14 protein-coding genes are annotated in these 15,979 nt (G+C 42.1%); 2 read left to right on the forward strand and 12 right to left on the reverse strand.

Features of this window, described 5'->3' with window-relative positions:
• Positions 1-55: 55 nt before the first annotated feature.
• From O3605_RS05915 to O3605_RS05945, 7 genes are all read right to left on the reverse strand, one after another.
• Entirely contained in the window at positions 56-625 is a 570-nt protein-coding gene (locus tag O3605_RS05915) for an HD domain-containing protein (protein WP_350007286.1), read from the reverse strand.
• 27 nt (positions 626-652) lie between these two features.
• The gene (locus O3605_RS05920) at positions 653-1,633 is read right to left on the reverse strand and encodes a hypothetical protein (RefSeq protein ID WP_350007285.1); all 981 of its coding nucleotides are present in this window, start codon (positions 1,631-1,633) and stop codon (positions 653-655) included.
• 2 nt (positions 1,634-1,635) lie between these two features.
• Positions 1,636-2,328, reverse strand: coding sequence for a DUF443 family protein (locus O3605_RS05925; RefSeq protein WP_049498229.1), 693 nt, complete (start codon positions 2,326-2,328; stop codon positions 1,636-1,638).
• A gap of 12 nt (positions 2,329-2,340) precedes the next feature.
• Positions 2,341-3,030, reverse strand: coding sequence for a DUF443 domain-containing protein (locus tag O3605_RS05930; protein WP_049498228.1), 690 nt, complete (start codon positions 3,028-3,030; stop codon positions 2,341-2,343).
• A gap of 72 nt (positions 3,031-3,102) precedes the next feature.
• On the reverse strand, positions 3,103-3,759 hold the full coding sequence (locus O3605_RS05935) for a DUF443 domain-containing protein (protein ID WP_080978992.1): 657 nt from the start codon (positions 3,757-3,759) through the stop codon (positions 3,103-3,105).
• A 69-nt stretch (positions 3,760-3,828) separates the two neighbouring features.
• Positions 3,829-4,791: a hypothetical protein gene (locus O3605_RS05940; protein WP_342983370.1), complete on the reverse strand. Its 963-nt coding sequence runs from the start codon at positions 4,789-4,791 to the stop codon at positions 3,829-3,831.
• A 114-nt stretch (positions 4,792-4,905) separates the two neighbouring features.
• The gene (locus O3605_RS05945; protein WP_371585524.1) at positions 4,906-5,475 is read right to left on the reverse strand and encodes a TetR/AcrR family transcriptional regulator; all 570 of its coding nucleotides are present in this window, start codon (positions 5,473-5,475) and stop codon (positions 4,906-4,908) included.
• A 129-nt stretch (positions 5,476-5,604) separates the two neighbouring features.
• Between O3605_RS05945 and O3605_RS05950 the strand changes: the two genes are divergently transcribed.
• Positions 5,605-6,447 (forward strand): DegV family protein, encoded by an 843-nt coding sequence (locus O3605_RS05950; RefSeq protein ID WP_049498226.1) that lies wholly within the window; start codon positions 5,605-5,607, stop codon positions 6,445-6,447.
• A gap of 193 nt (positions 6,448-6,640) precedes the next feature.
• Here O3605_RS05950 and O3605_RS05955 read toward each other — a convergent pair whose 3' ends face one another.
• From O3605_RS05955 to O3605_RS05970, 4 genes are read right to left on the reverse strand one after another with little or no spacing between them, the layout of a single operon-like run.
• A complete protein-coding gene (locus O3605_RS05955) occupies positions 6,641-8,287 on the reverse strand; it encodes a hypothetical protein (RefSeq protein ID WP_371585526.1) in 1,647 nt (548 codons plus the stop codon).
• Entirely contained in the window at positions 8,277-9,020 is a 744-nt protein-coding gene (locus O3605_RS05960; RefSeq protein ID WP_003010968.1) for an ABC transporter ATP-binding protein, read from the reverse strand. Before O3605_RS05960 ends, O3605_RS05955 begins: the two co-directional genes overlap by 11 nt.
• A gap of 38 nt (positions 9,021-9,058) precedes the next feature.
• Positions 9,059-10,690, reverse strand: a complete 1,632-nt coding sequence (locus O3605_RS05965) for a M20/M25/M40 family metallo-hydrolase (RefSeq protein WP_371585529.1) — start codon at positions 10,688-10,690, stop codon at positions 9,059-9,061.
• A 22-nt stretch (positions 10,691-10,712) separates the two neighbouring features.
• Entirely contained in the window at positions 10,713-13,811 is a 3,099-nt protein-coding gene (locus O3605_RS05970; RefSeq protein ID WP_371585531.1) for a CocE/NonD family hydrolase, read from the reverse strand.
• Positions 13,812-13,993: 182 nt separating this feature from the next.
• On the opposite strand from O3605_RS05970, the gene O3605_RS05975 reads away from it, so the two are divergent.
• The gene (locus O3605_RS05975; RefSeq protein ID WP_371473637.1) at positions 13,994-15,475 is read left to right on the forward strand and encodes an alpha-amylase; all 1,482 of its coding nucleotides are present in this window, start codon (positions 13,994-13,996) and stop codon (positions 15,473-15,475) included.
• Positions 15,476-15,663: 188 nt separating this feature from the next.
• On the opposite strand, the gene trxA is transcribed toward O3605_RS05975, so the two are convergent.
• Positions 15,664-15,978: a thioredoxin gene (gene trxA / locus O3605_RS05980; RefSeq protein ID WP_371585533.1), complete on the reverse strand. Its 315-nt coding sequence runs from the start codon at positions 15,976-15,978 to the stop codon at positions 15,664-15,666.
• Position 15,979 lies beyond the last annotated feature (1 nt).

The raw sequence follows: 15,979 nt of genomic DNA on the forward strand, positions 1-15,979 counted from the left end.
GCTCGACAATCCAAAAATAATTGAGAGGCTAGGACTTTTGTCCCAGCCTCTTTTGTTAGAGTTCCTTCTCTAGTTCTTTTAGAAAGGTGATTAAAAATTGATGGCGACTTTCTGCTATTTGCTTAGCAGTCTCCGTGTTCATCTCATCTTTCAAGAGGAGCAACTTGTCATGGAAATGTTGGACGGTATCAGTGAGGGGCCTCCCTTTGTGGCCACCATAGGAAAAAGTTCGCGCAATTCCTACAGCTCCTATCGCATCCAGGCGGTCTGCATCCTGGACAATCTTGCCTTCTAAGGTTTCTGGATGTTTCCCACGATTTTTGCTGAAAGAAACAGCATTGATGACCCGACAAATCTGGTCGATTTGGTCTTGAGGAATACCGATCTCTTCTAGAAACATGCGAGCATTCGCATTATTCTCTGTTTGAAACAATTTATCATCATCAGCATCGTGAAGAAGAGCTGACAAGCCCACTATCTCCAGATCACATGGGCCTTCTGCTTGTGCGATTCTCATCGCATTGGTATAGACGCGGAGGGTATGCTCTACATCATGGCCATCCGCTCGATCAGCAAATAAGGTTTTAACATACTGCTTAGCAGGTTGGATTCGTTCTTCGATCATCGTTCTTGTCCTTTGTAGTTTCTTACTTCAATCAGTCTCATTATACACCTTACGAGCCTTTTCCACATCGTAATATTGATCAAATTCTTCTTTAGCCTGTGTTGTATGGACTTGTCCATCTTTAGATACCTCAGCTGGAATTGTGACATCTTGATAGAGATTCACACCTTTCTTCATAAAGAGTTCAAATACAGCAATACTTCTTGCATATTGATCCGCACTATTCTGGGGTTTTATTACTATGACTTTCGTATCTTTTTGATTTAAGAGTTTATAGACCTTCGAAGACTTCTTAAATTGCGTTTTTGAGAGATCCTTGGGATCAATCGAAAACCAATTTTTAAAAAATTTCAATTCTTCAATACTGCTCTTCTCACGATTAATTGGTACATTGAAATCTGGAATCGGTTTTCTTTGGTGATCATTCTCTAAGGTCTCATTTCTTTCCAGTTTACGAGTATCTAGATTCAAGTACATCATTTTTCGAACTGAGTTATCTTTGGTACTGCGAATTTGTAAGGAAACTAACTCACGTCCATTCCATGAATACACTGAGCCTAATTCTGTAGGAATATAATCCGGATCGAACTGTTCAACAACTTTAAACAAATCAATCTCTTTCTCTTCTTTCAATCGTTCTCCATTAACCTTATAGACACTAACAGTCCAATATTCATCCTTTTCTGGAGGAGTTGTACGATAGTAAAAATTTTCTCTAAATTTCACATTCATATGCAAAATTTGCTTTGAACCGACTCTGATAGGATCAAAATAATAATAAGACCCATATTCCCTCATCAACCGATCTTCCTTAGGATCAGTTGATTTCCAGTGAGTAATAATGCCCGCACCATCCGCAATCATCTCATAGTCATCAATTTTCGCTTTTCCACTATAATCAGTAAATTGTTTATAATAACTCTCAGTTGAAAAACGCACATAGAGCCAAATACCACCAATGAGCGAGAGCAAAACCAGTAAGGCTAGCATCATTTTTTTCTTTGTCATTTTCACGATTTAAACAGATCCTTTCTAGGTGATTTAATTTTCACTTTGTAATCCACCACTGGTGAAAAAAATAGCACATTACCTGAAAACATGAAGATCGATAAAAATAACAACAAAACTATATGAAGGATAAAGTTTGGAGCAATATTACTAAATATTGCACAGGATGAAAATACAACCAACCCAGCAAAAAAAGTTGGAGCCATCATTGATAATAATCGATGCTTTCTATCATTTGTGACGAGGTATATCTTTATAGAGTGGTTGCTATTCACAATGTTGGTCATCGGTTTCCGAATGCTTATCCATATACGAATCCCTATTACAAGGCTATATACTAGAAGCAAGATCCCCAGATTTAGCACATGCGAAGAAAAATAGAGATACTTTTCAATAGGAAAGGCTTTGGACAAAAGCATGGCAGTTGCACCCCCACCGAAAGCTGAAGCAAGACCTTTCTTCTTAGTATCTTTTTTATTGAGAGATTTAGAAAGATCCGAAGGAGCTAGAGACTGCACTTCTTCCTTAGTTAAAGGATAGGCTAGATGAGGGATGAAGCTTAAAATCCATGGAAAGAAATAGCTGATGAGAAATGGACGATCAGCATCGACTAAATATGACTCACCATCCATTTGTAAAATCCGGTAACGAAGATTGATTTTTGATAATTGTTCTATTTTTGCTTTTTTTAGCATGCATAGTTCCTTCTAATTCTCCTTGTAAGCAGATTGATCCTCATCCACTGCTTCTAGTCTCTCAAATTCAACACGCCTCTTTCTATAGGCATATTCAAATAGAATACTACCTGACTCTATCCAAATACAAAGATAAGCCAACATGCCATTGATATAAAGAAAACAAGCTTCCGTTCCATCATGAGTATTCATATAGAATCCAAACACAATAAAAATTGGAATAAGAAAAAGATAAGCATGAAATTGTCGCTGCTTCTTTACATTTCGAAAGACAATCTTATACTTTGGACGATTGGGTGTGAGTCGTCTGGCAATTTCCTTTCGAGATTTCCAAAGGATTCCCCTATAAATGACAAAAGCTACCAGAATTGAAATTAAAAATAACAAGATTTTTAAATAGAGATTCTGACTAATGCTATAATATCTAAAAATTCCAGCCCCTATTCTATATAGAGCCGAACTAAGTGCAACACTAATACTTATCGCTATCGAACGTCTACCTTCTGGAGCCATTTTAATCTTTTTGTCAAAGTTTCTATTTGAATCCTCTAACTCTATGATATCCAACTTGAACTCCTTAGGAGCAAATCCCCAATAGTAACGTTTAGATGTCATAGAATTTGAATCTAAAACATACCTTTTTCCATTCATTTCAAGGATGCCAAAATAATAGACATCCAAGGCTCTAAAATCAACTTCCATTTATTTTATTTCATCACTTTCTGAATTAATGGTATTTGCCAATTAAGTAACTTCTACGATATCACAAAACTTCTACTGTTCTTCTATTTTTTCAAGAACAATTTGACCTTGCTTGTAGGGATAAGCAATTGGGTAACTTCCTAGAGTAAACATGAAAAAGAATAAGGATACGATTCCATTGATTACCAAAAAAGCTCCTTCTGTTCCATTATTCAAACCAATAAAGAAAAGTAAACAACTGAAAATTGCTCCAACTAAAGGATATACTCCTCCGTTACTTTTCTTAATAGTTGTAAAGGTAACTGTGTATTTACGGCTGTTTTTAGGAATCCATTTATCAGCTTTTTTATGGGCCACCTTTAATGAAATCAGAATGGCAAAATAAGAAATCAGCATTGAAATTGCAAAGAGCAATAACTTTAATAACACTTGCTCACTAAGATTGTTTTGAATAAAAAGCCGCTTTAGAACATCATAACCAACTTTGACAATTGGTTGGACAATGATGGCTGCCATTGTCGTACTGACAGGTGTTGTAGGCTTAATTTCGAAATGATTGTTATTCTTTTCGATCTCCACCATATCCACTGTAATCGTATCTGTTTTAATTCCCCAGTAGTAACTCTTAGGACTCATTGTACTCGTATCCATGATATACTTTTTCGATTCTTGATCTATCTGGACAATCTGAAAACAGGTCATATTTGAATTTTTAAATTTTAGTTCCATTTGTTTACTCATTTTTATTTTTAATATTTTCAACGTAACTTTTTCTTTTCATAATATTTCTTACCCTTTCTACTCTGGATGATTAGCAGACCAAACCTGCAGTTCATCGTAGGATTTTATTTGTGTTTTCTCACCAGTCTTTGGATCCGTCGCATAGACCTCTAACACATCCTGCCCCTTTGGTGCAAACCAATGAAGAACTGTATCAAACCACTCTTTGGTTGAGTACTGTTTAGGTCTCATATATAAACGAGCTAAATTCTTTATATCCTTAGCCATTTCCGGATAGTCTTGTGCAAAATTTGTATTGGAAATATCTATCTTTTCACGATCTTCTTTTGAAAGTAAGGTATCAATATAACCAGCTGTGAATTTCAAATGGTACTTCTCTTGCATAGCTTGTCGAATGTTATTATATACATTCCCCTTTGACAATTCCTGCTCAGCGACAGAAAAAGTTGATTTCCCATAATCCTCAAAATTTTCAAGATCTTCAATTTTTTGATTCGAAATATCAACTATGATTTTTCTACTATCATTATTTCCAACTTTATACAAAGTTACCGGTATATAATCCTTGTTATCTGCATAATACTGATTGATATCGTATGCGCCTCGATACTCTTTTTTCCCTAATAATTGATATAGTTCTGTCTTTTTACTTGGGAAGCCAGCAGCATTCAAATCATAAGAAATAATATTAAAATACTCATCTTTTGCAATTTTAGGTGAGCCATTTTTCTCTCTATCAATCATACTTTGATTGATCTCTTTTTGATGGACATCCAAAACCGAAATATAATCTTGACCGAATGCTATCCCACCTATCCCATCTTTTTGCGCAATAAATACAAATTTATTATCCTCAAAAAGATGAATTGTAGGTTTCTGAGTTTTCGCATTGATATATTTCTGCTTGGTTTCTTGCTGACTCGTTTTTCCATGCTTTTGAACTTGCTTCAACAAGTAGAAAGATCCTATACTTACTAAAAGGACTAGCAATCCTACTACTTTCTTTTTCACTCGTTTCATTTCAACCTCCACGCTCGTAGTTAACTCCTACCATGATACCGAAATTTTTCGACTGGGGCAACTTCCTCACTAGTTGGAAATAGTTGCAAGAAAAAAACCACCTCTCGGTGGTGTTTACTTTTTCTTTTGTGGAAAGAGGGGTAGGCCTAACGTAGCGATCTTCTCAGCGGGAATCTTCATGCCATCCTTGATCCATTTGGAGATGACAGATACGATAGCTGAGCTCCAGAAGGAATTGAGGTAGCTGCCAGCGCCATTCGAGGAGCTGCCATTTCTTTTTTCTAAAAAATCATAAACAGCCTTGGTCAAGAGCCGTTCGAAATTGTAGTCAATGGCTAGACTGATGATCTTGGCTTCTTTCTTGACTTCCTTAAAGAGGTAGACCCAGACTTGGTAGAGATCTGTCTTGAGGTTGTAGCCATCTAAAGACTTGGTAATCTTTGAGATACTAGATTGAAAGATAGACTCTAGAATCTCTTCCTTGGAGTCATAATTTCGGTAAAAGGCTGCGCGAGAGACACCTGCACGCTGAACCAGCTCAGAGATAGTGATCTTTTTCAGATCCTTTTTCTCCAACAATTGCAGGAGAGAGATTTCGATGGATTCTCGTGTAATCGCATTGTTTTCTTGGTTAAATCGTTTGAGATTTTCCAAGGATTTCTCAGATATTTTTCTTTCTGCCATAACATTTACTTTCTATCTGTCTCACCTGATGATATCTGCTTGGATAGCATTGCTCTTCATGATATAATTGTAAAAGAAGACATACTACTTGTCAATGTACATTTTTATACAATTATGAGGTATGAACTGATGAAATGGAAAATTATTGCGGATTCAGGCTGTGACTACCGCTCTTTGGACAATCTGGCACCGGACACGGAGTTTGTCAGTGTCCCATTGACCATCCAAGTGGGTGATACCATCTATACAGATGATGCCCAGCTCAATATCGATCAGATGATGGAGGAGATGTATGCGACTACGACTGCTTCTAAGTCTGCCTGTCCGAGTCCTGATGACTACATGAAGTCTTTTGAAGGGGCTGAAAATATCGTCGTTGTGACCATCACTGGAACCCTTTCAGGTAGCTACAACAGCGCAGAGGTGGCCAAGAAGATTTATCTGGAAGAGCATCCGAATACCAATATTCACGTGATTAACAGCTTATCAGCTGGGGGTGAGGTGGACCTGATCGTTCGCAAGCTCAATCAGTTGGTCGCTGAAGGCCTCGATTTTGATCAAGTAGTCGATGTGATCACGACCTACCAGTCTAAGACGAAGTTGCTCTTTGTTTTGGCCAAGGTTGATAATCTGGTAAAAAATGGGCGTCTCAGCAAATTGATCGGGACTGTTGTCGGACTCCTCAATATCCGTATGGTCGGCGAAGCTAGTAAGACCGGTACTCTTGAGTTGCTTCAAAAAGCTCGTGGCCAAAAGAAAGCGATCAAGGCTGCTTTTGATGAATTAATCAAGGCGGGTTATGCTGGCGGTCATATCACCATCGCTCACCGCAACAATGAAAAATTTATCGAGCAATTCTCTGCATTGGTTCGAGAAAAATTTGCCCATGCAATGATTGAAGTCCTTCCTACTTCTGGACTTTGTAGTTTCTACGCCGAAGAAGGCGGCCTCCTCATGGGCTATGAAATTTAAGTTACCACTAAAAAGAGGCTAGGACAAAAGTCCTAGCCTCTCAATTGTTTTTGGATTGTCGAGCAAGACGCAGTGGTTGAGTGGGCTCTACTACGCTGATTTCATCAGCTTTACAGCCCTACTCAACTGTGCGGAGGTGGGACGACGAAATCGAATTCTAACGAATTACCGATTTCTGTCCCACTCTCTCTTTTTATTCTCCGATCTCTTGGTAGAGGGTACGGATTTTTTTGCGGTAGATGGTATAGCTGATTCCAGCTCCAATCAGCAGTATGATACTATAAAGGATCACAGCCAGTAGGGTGCTGACGGAATGATAAGTCCAAATGAAGCTGATAATAATCAAGAGAAACATCACAAAGAGAAAGACAATCAAGAGAATAGACTGAAGAACTGCATTCCCACGATGGCGGGTCATCAACTCCGTGATATTGGTCCAATTGGTGCTAAAGTTCTGAAAATCTTTGACATAGTCTCGGATGCAAATCGGAATAGTCGTTACAACCCAGATCAGCAACATGGCTAGGATAGCCAAGGGATGGACGCAAAAATAGAGACAAACGCCAACTAGAAGAATGACAGGAAGGATGGATTGCACCAGATAGAGCAACCAAAACTTCATAAAGAGATAGCGTTTGAAATCAATAGGGAGGGATCTCAAGTACTCAAAGTTTTCACGCTCTAGCGAAATACCGATACTGGTCAAGCCTCCAAAACTATTGAAAACACCGATCAAGATGGCAACAAGGGTTAGTGGCACCAGATACTGGGGCGTCAAGTAAGGACTGAGGCCTCCTATATTTTTCGATGCTCCTGCTGCTCCACTGAGGAGGAAAATATATGGCAGAATACTCATCATCAAGAGGACTTGCACCATAAGGGTTCCATCGCTCAAGAGTCTGCGATGATACTGAATGACAAATCGTCTAAAGGAGTCTTTCTGACCCACATGGAGCACTCTCACGCGTTCCTTAACGGTTTGGTTGGTCGCAACTGCAAGGGCTGCATCATAGAACTGTGGGATCACGATTTTGCGAACCAGGCCAATCAAGACCAGAAGGACCAGGATCCAGCCCAGAAGGCCAAGGATTGCTTCTCCATCAAAAGGATGGAGGATGAACTGATGAAAGGCCGTAAAAGGTGGAAATAGAATGGGAATATCTGCGCCCCCCGTCACTTCTACCCGATGGGTCTGAACTAGATTCAGATAGAGATAAGCTCCTAGACTCAGAAGAGAACCAATTCCGACCATGATGTTAGAGACCAGGGTCGTGTGTTTTTTGAAAAACAAGGTCTTGGTGATCAAATGAGCTAGTAATATCGTCGCTAAAAAGAGAACGCCTAAGAGAATTAAGGCACAAAAGAGGCCTAGCAGGATCCCTAACGGATTGAAGCCGCCTGCTTGCACAGGCAGGATCAGAAAATAGCTGACCAAGGGAAGGATAGCCATGAGGAGGGTCAGGATGACCGAGATGCTCTTTCCTGCTATGACTTCTGCATCTGAGAAGGCATAGGGCCGGTAAAACTGCAGGTCCTTGCTTTCATAAAAGACATTGTAAAAACTCATAAAGCCTTGGGAAATGGTCATCAAGGAAAAGAGGGCGACCATATTGACAAAGAAGGCTGGTTGATGGACAAAATCATAGATACTAAAGAGCAAGCCAAATATGAGGAAATAGACCAGGCCTAAAAAGAGATAGTTGAACACCGATTTACGGGCAACATTGAGTTTGACGTCCGGTTTTTTTGCCTGTTTGGCACGTAATTTTGCGATCTGAGCGGGCTGACTGGCATAGATGATATTAACATTGACCAGTTGCTGGATAATCTTAAGACGCATGATCGCCACCTTCTTCCTTCCGACCCGCTAGACTGAGATAGATACTTTCCAGACTTTGTTCGGGGTGCTGGCCCTTTAATTCCTCGATCGTCCCATAGAAAATGAGATTTCCCTTTTTGAGAATGGCGATTTTATCACAGAGTTGTTCGGCCACTTCTAAGACGTGAGTAGAGAAAATGACCGTCTTGCCGCGATCCGCATGCTGGCGCATCATTTGTTTTAAATCGTAAGAAGCTTGTGGATCCAAACCGGTCATCGGTTCGTCCAAGACCCAGATATCTGGATCTGACAAGAGGGCTGCAATAACAAAGACCTTCTGGCGCATCCCATGTGAAAAGGATTCAATCACTTCATAGCGGTGGCTCTGAAAATCAAAGATCCTAAGAAGCTCCTCTAATCGTTGATCACAGTCTTTCTGACTCATATCATAAGAGGTCGCAACCAACTCCCAGAATTCATTGGCTGTGAGACGCAAGAAAAGATCTGGCGAATCTGCCACATAACCGATCTTCTTTTTGATCGCCAGTCGATGGCTATAGAGGTCCTGACCATCTACTTCAATGGATCCAGTGGTTGGGGTGATGACACTGACCAGGCTCTTAATCGTCGTTGACTTTCCAGCTCCGTTGTGGCCAATCAGGCCGACAATTTGCCCATCTTCGATGGTCAGATCCAAGTGGTTGAGGGCAATATGCCCATCGTAATCTTTGGTAACTCCGTGAAATGTAATCATGTTAACTCCCTAATTGATCCTCATTGGGACCGTTTTTCTTATTCTGTTGATAAGCGATCATCGAAATGGTAGAGCAATTCTAGCAGATAGTTTGGAATGGTCTCCAAGAAGTCTTCTTTGTAGACCCGCTCTCCTCGCTTATGCAATTCTTTGCCCCAAGGGCCTAGATTGACCGCTGGAACCTGAATTTGAGCAATTTTTTCCAGATCCAGATCATAGACCTGGGCTGGTGTGGCTAGGCTATCTAGGACGACTTGATAAGAAGCCACATCCTTTTCCAAGGCACAATAACTGGTGTCGTTAATCCCCATAAAGTATTCTTCGACTTTTAAGAGGTAACCTCTTGTGTCCAGATACTCGCGGTAATCAGTGATGAGGGACACGATATTGAGATCGGTATTGTCCAAAAAGCGGCAATTCATGGAAGGATAATAGGGGGGCGCAAAACCGATGACCACCATAGGATCCTTATCTCCTAGAAACTCAAGGAGTCGCTGGATTTGCTGAATCGCAAGGCTCTGGTAGCTGGTCCCATTACGAAAATCTTGCTCCGCTTTTTTATTAGAAGCTTCTCTATAGTCTTGGTAGCCCTCTAAGGCTTGGCAACGTTCCTCTAGTTCTTGATAGGTGATGACTCTTGGCTTTGCAATAATATGGTCTTGGCCAGCCTGATCCTGCAAGTACTCGTACTTCTTGTAAAAGGCGTCCAAGGACTCCTGACTAAGCTCATAAATCCGCTGTAGGAGCTCTTGAGGTGTTTTCTTCAAATGCAACACACTGAAATAGCCAGCCGCATAAAGCACGGTCGATACATCGTACTGCTCCTTCAAATCTCTGAGATAGGACCAAGAAGGAAGGGGGGACGTTTCTCCCAAGGCCTGATCTGCCAGATCGGGATGAAGATCCAGCTGACTTGCGATGGCTACTAAGAGCGACAAGGCATTGATCCCTTTAAGGGGCTCCTTCATATGAGACAAAACGCCTTGCGCCACAACGACTGGCATGAGTTTACCAACTGTGCCGATGTGAAGGACCTTTTCTTTTCCTACCTCTGATTCAAAGGGTTCTGAATCCACTGCTAATACATAATTCAGATCAAAGGTTTCCTGCAAATCTGTGAGGAGGCCCAAAGCTCCCCGCATCCCACGTGAATAGGATTCCTCGTCTCCAACAGAGAGATAGAGCAGATTGACCTGACCTTCTGTAGGATCTGCTGCATAGGCTTCCAGTACCCCCAATTGAAGGGCCAATGCTGCTTTCATATCGCAAGATCCTCTGCCAAATTTCCATTCTCCAGAAGCTAAATCTTCCTGCATATCAGGTCGACTGTCCAGTCCTTTCAAGGCTTCTGCTACTTGATCAGAATCGAGTGCGATTTCCGACAAATTTCCATAGTCTTCTAGATCGACTGTATCATGGTGGTGGAAAAGGATAACTGTTTTTTTCTTTCCCTTATCAACCAAGGCCCAATTGACCGACCGATGCAAGTGATCCTGTGGCACCTGATAGCGCCCAAAATGGTCCGGATGGTCCTTGAAATAGGGGATCTGGCCAATCCGTTGATCCAGGTAGGCTTCGATTCCTTGCTCGGTCTCAGTGTTGGTAAAGCTTGGAATCGCCAAGGCTTCAGTAAAAATCGTTTCGATGCTCTCTCTATTGGTGGTTTTCACTTTTCTCCATCCTTCTTTTCTATTATTCATCTTTGTGAGCTTTGCCAAGTGACAACAGGCTGGTGAGCATGAGTCCTAGGAAGCCAAAGAGAGTCCAAGAGCTTGTTGCTTGACCTGTTTTTGGAAGGCTTGGTTGGCTTGACGCTTCTATTTTATCTTTATCAGCTCTTTGAGCCAATTCTTGTGCAGTTTCTTCTTTTTGTTCCTTACGGAAGTCCATCAGATCCCGACCGTGGCTTGGTTTTTGAGGAATTTCAGAAGCAGCTGGATTGGTTGGAGTCATTGGATTACTTGGAACAATTGGTTTTTCTGCTTGATCTACTGGACTTGGGTCTTGTTCAGGATCTACTTTTGGTTGAATGGTTGCAATTGGCAAGATCCGATCTGCCATTGTGGCATACTCTGTATCTTTTTCACTTGGTTGATAACGGAACAAGAGAGACCGACTGTTTTCTACGATTGGAATCGTTGCAGAAATAGAATCTGTCTTGAAGGTCACTTCATAAGGATCTGCAAAATAGATGTAATCCGGATCATAGGTGTGCAAACTCAAAACCAGTCGATGGCCTTTTTTCACTGTATAGAGATTTGGTTGCAGATACATGGTGTAATCATGATATTCGTTTTCTTTCAGATCAATAGAATGACTAGAACTTGCTGAGTCATAGCGAGATGCTGGATTAGCCAAATTCATCCAACCACGCGCAATCACCACACTCTTAACCTTGTGGGTCTTGTAACGTTTGAGAGGCAAGGTTTCAAGGTTGCTACCATTCCAGTAGCCTGTCTCATCGATGGTTTCCTTGTCTAATGTGCGTGTGCTATAACCGTCTTTATCATAGGTGATTTCTTCTTTGACCACATCAAAGTCTTCGTCTGAAACATCCATCAGGGTCGCACTGACATGGGCATGGTTTTTGTCTCCCTTGACAAATGCGGCGCTAAAATGTACAGGAATATGGCCTTTGATGGTGACATCTTGATCAACTGGTGCTACATAGGAAGCCGCTACTTCTGAGGAATGGAAGGCCGCATCTTGGTTGCGTGTGGTCCAGTTATTTCCCGTACCATAGTAATCCCCAGTCACTGTCACATCCTCCCGTTTGGAATAAATTCGAGCGGAGATGGCATTGTTGGTATCCCATTTATCAAAACGACGCCACTTGCTTGGATCCAAATTGTCCTGAGCTGTTACTTGTGGAAGGTTTTCAATCCCATTTTCAATACCATAGAGGTAATGGCTATACCAGAGATTCATCAGGTCATTAAAGGCTTGACCTGCGACTTCGGTTCCTGACCAACGAGTAGATGGATAAACGTGATTGCCCTGGTGGAGCAAGACCTTGGCATCGATCCCCGCCTTTTTATAGGCTTCTAACATGAGTTCAAAATGTTTGGGTTTGACATTGTCATCATTGAGACCTTGAATGATGAGAGGAGCCGCTTTCAAGTTGGCTGCGTTTAGCGTGTAGTCGCGTTTGGCATATTCTTCGTTGTAATTATGACCATCCTTGTGTTGGAGCTCATTAAGCTTGGTGATATAGGCTGCATAGTAATCCTTGACCTTATCCCAATCTTCCTTATCAAGGATTCGGCCTGAGGTATAGACAGATAGCCAAGATAGGTCATTGGAAGCTCCTGTATCCAGAGGAGATCCTTGGCTGTTGAAATGGTCGTACCAACTAGCAATCCCTGCAGCCGGCACAATGGTCTTGAGACCTTCAACACCAGTAGAAGCCACACCAAATGTTGTCGTACCTGCCCAAGACAAACCTGTCATGGCGACATTTCCGTTGGACCAGTCTGCCTTGACTTCATGGTTACTAGTCTTATCTGAGTAGGCTTTGCGTTTGCCATTGAGCCACTCCACGATATTTTTGTATGCTGCAACTTCAAGGTCAGAGCCGGTCGTATTGATCCCGTCTGATCCTTTTGAGCCCAAGCCACTGCTGGTCACCACTGCATAACCACGGACTAAGAAATAATTGTACCAGTTGAGATTTTCGTAATCATAATGCGTATAGTCTTCAGAGCTTTCACGCGGATTGACATAGTACCAATCCTTTGGATTGGTAGCCTTGGCCACTTCCTCAGTCGTAACGGTCTTGGTTGCTTGGCGTTTGGCAGGTTTTTCATAGAGCTTGGCCATATCGAAGTTTCCACCTTCTTTGAGACCAATTCCCTCTAAGGTACGCTCTTCTGTTGTTCCTGTTACATAAGGACTAGCTTCAAAAATGGTCGCAGCTTTATAGTCCCCATTGACAGCAGCTTTTGGCACCTGCACAAAAGTCTTAACCAAGTCAGGCTTGCCGTCGCCATCCGTATCATAATCGGTTTCCACATAGACAATATAGCGAACGATGTCACTCTTGTCATAGGAGTAATGCTCCGGATCGTCTCCTGGCGTAAATGGGAAAATAGGTTGTGCTTTGCCATTCAAAAACAGAGGAGTCTTCTTGTCTGCGCGGTAAGCAGCACGGAGCTGTTTGGCTACATCAACCATCGAAGTAAGATTAGTAACTGGAGCAGAACCCTCCACTCCTTCCTTGACCATCCCAAGGCTCTTAGCAAAAGCTAATCGGTCTTTATCAGTAGATCCGACTTGGTTTTCCTTGGTCGAAGCCCAGTTCAAGAGTTGATTGACTGCCTCCGTCACCGTAACTTCTTTTTCACGATCCTGGTCGGTTACAGTCGCACCAGTAATTTTAGCCAAATCCCCTTGGGTTACTTTTGGAGTCGCACTCACCTCTTGACTGCGAACGGCAGGCGTCGCAGGCGCAGGGCTTGACTGATTGGCTAGAGTGGACTCAACAGTTGGGGCGCTCACTACCGCTGGACTTACAGCAGGTTCTTCATGTCGCTCAGGTGTCGGGGAAGTTGGTAGAGTGGTTGGTTGGGTAGAGACGAGCGCCTCTTCCGCTTTTGCAGGCTGTACGGTTTCTTTATTGTCTCCTTGTGTTGAGCTCACTGTTTCAGTAACTTCAGATCTTATCGCTGGAGGAGTCACCGTCTCCTCAGTAGTTGTGCCGCTTACTTGATCTGCTTGCACATGCTGGGCGAGTACAGCAGGACTAATCAGTAAACCTGCAACGAGTAGAGAAACAAGAGTTGTTTTTTTCATAAAATGGTCTCCTTTCACCATTTTCAAAGTCAGTCCTGGCAGATAGCACTACCATTCTGACTCTATTATTTTATATACTTTCTTCATTTCTTTCATGTATGCGATTTTTTTCTAGGAAGGGCTTGTTTCCAGTGCAAACGTTTGTCCTATCCAACTATTTTTGGTAAAATAAGGACATTCACATGAAAGAAGAAATAAAAATGGAAAATCAAACCTTAATGCAATATTTTGAGTGGTATTTGCCTGCTGATGGGAACCACTGGACGCGTCTTGCTGAAGATGCGCAACACCTAGCAGACTTGGGTATTCGCAAGGTCTGGATGCCACCTGCCTTTAAAGCTACTTCTAACAATGATGTTGGTTACGGGGTCTATGACCTCTTTGATTTGGGCGAGTTTGACCAAAAAGGAACGGTTCGTACCAAATATGGCTTCAAAGACGATTATCTTCAAGCCATTCAAGCCCTCAAAGATGCAGGGATTCAACCAATGGCCGATGTCGTTCTCAACCATAAAGCTGCCGCTGATGGCTTAGAGGAATTCGAGGTCGTTGAGGTCGATCCGATGGATCGAAACAAGGTTCTCACTGAGCCCTTCACCATTCAAGGATGGACCAAATTCACCTTTGATGGCCGAAATGGCGCCTATAATGACTTCCACTGGCATTGGTACCACTTCACCGGCACTGACTACGATGCTTCACGTAATAAGAATGGGATCTACCAAATCCAAGGGGACAACAAAGGTTGGGCCCATGGAGATCTGGTAGACAAGGAAAACGGAAACTACGATTACCTCATGTACGCCGATATCGATTTCAAACATCCCGAGGTTGTAGAAAATCTCGACCAATGGGCTGAATGGTTTATCGAAACGACAGGGGTTGAGGGATTCCGTCTGGATGCGGTCAAACACATCGACTCCTTCTTTATGAAGAATTTCATCCACAATATTACCCAAAAGTATGGTGAAGATTTCTACGTCTTTGGTGAATTTTGGAATGGGGACACAGAAACCAACGATGAGTACTTGGAAAGCATTGATTACCTGTATGACCTGGTCGACGTAGCCCTCCACCAAAATCTCTTCCGAGCTAGTCAAGAGGGTGAAAATTTCGACCTTCGAACTATTTTTGACGGAACACTAGCGCTGAATCATCCTGAAGAAGCCGTAACCTTTGTGGACAACCATGATACCCAACGAGGGCAAGCCTTGGAATCTACCATTGAAGAATGGTTTAAGCCTGCAGCCTATGCCTTGATCTTACTTCGTGAAGCTGGTTTGCCTTGTGTCTTCTATGGAGACTACTACGGTATCAAGGGCAAATTTGCGCAAGAAAGTTTCCAAGAGGTCCTTGATCGTCTCTTACGGGTTCGTAAAGATCTGGCCTACGGGGAACAAACGGACTACTTCGATGATCCTAATTGCATCGGTTGGACACGCTCAGGTACAGAAGAAGCAGCACCGATTGCCTGCTTGATTTCCAATAATCAAACTGCTACAAAAGTTATGGAGATCGGCTCAACATACGCTGGTCTTACCTACTATGATGTCCTTGAAAATTGTAGCGAAACTGTCCAAGTTCAAGAAGACGGTACTGCCGAATTCCCAGTGGCAGAACGCTCTGTCAGCGTCTGGGTAGCCCAAGATACAGAGGGCCAATAACCAATAAATGTGATTTTCTCCTAGGATCTACCTGTTCCTAGGAGAATTTTTTCCTGTAAAATTTTTATAGGAAATACAGCTTCATTTTAGCATTATAAGAAAGCGCTGTCAACGGGTATCGCGTCTATTTGAAAGAAATAAAGAGCAAAAAAAAACTCGTTTTCCAGTTTGGAAAACGAGTCTTCTTTTTAGCTCAATTCTGCAATGATTTCTTTCAATTGGGCTTTCGTATGAACTCCAGCCACTTGTTTGACAACTTGTCCATCTTTTTTAAATAGAAGAGTTGGGATCGACATGATACCGAATTGACGAGCTGTATTTGGATTTTCATCGACATCCATCTTACAGATTTTCAAATCATCTTCATGTACTTCTTCTGCCAACTGATCCAAGATTGGAGCTTGCATGCGGCATGGACCACACCAAATTGCCCAAAAGTCAATCAGGACAAGGCCTTGGCTGGTTTCTTGTTCAAAAGTTGCATCTGTGATTACGTGTGCCATA

The sequence above is a fragment of the Streptococcus sp. 27098_8_99 genome, from assembly GCF_041431935.1.
In the GTDB taxonomy this organism is placed as follows: domain Bacteria; phylum Bacillota; class Bacilli; order Lactobacillales; family Streptococcaceae; genus Streptococcus; species Streptococcus parasanguinis_D.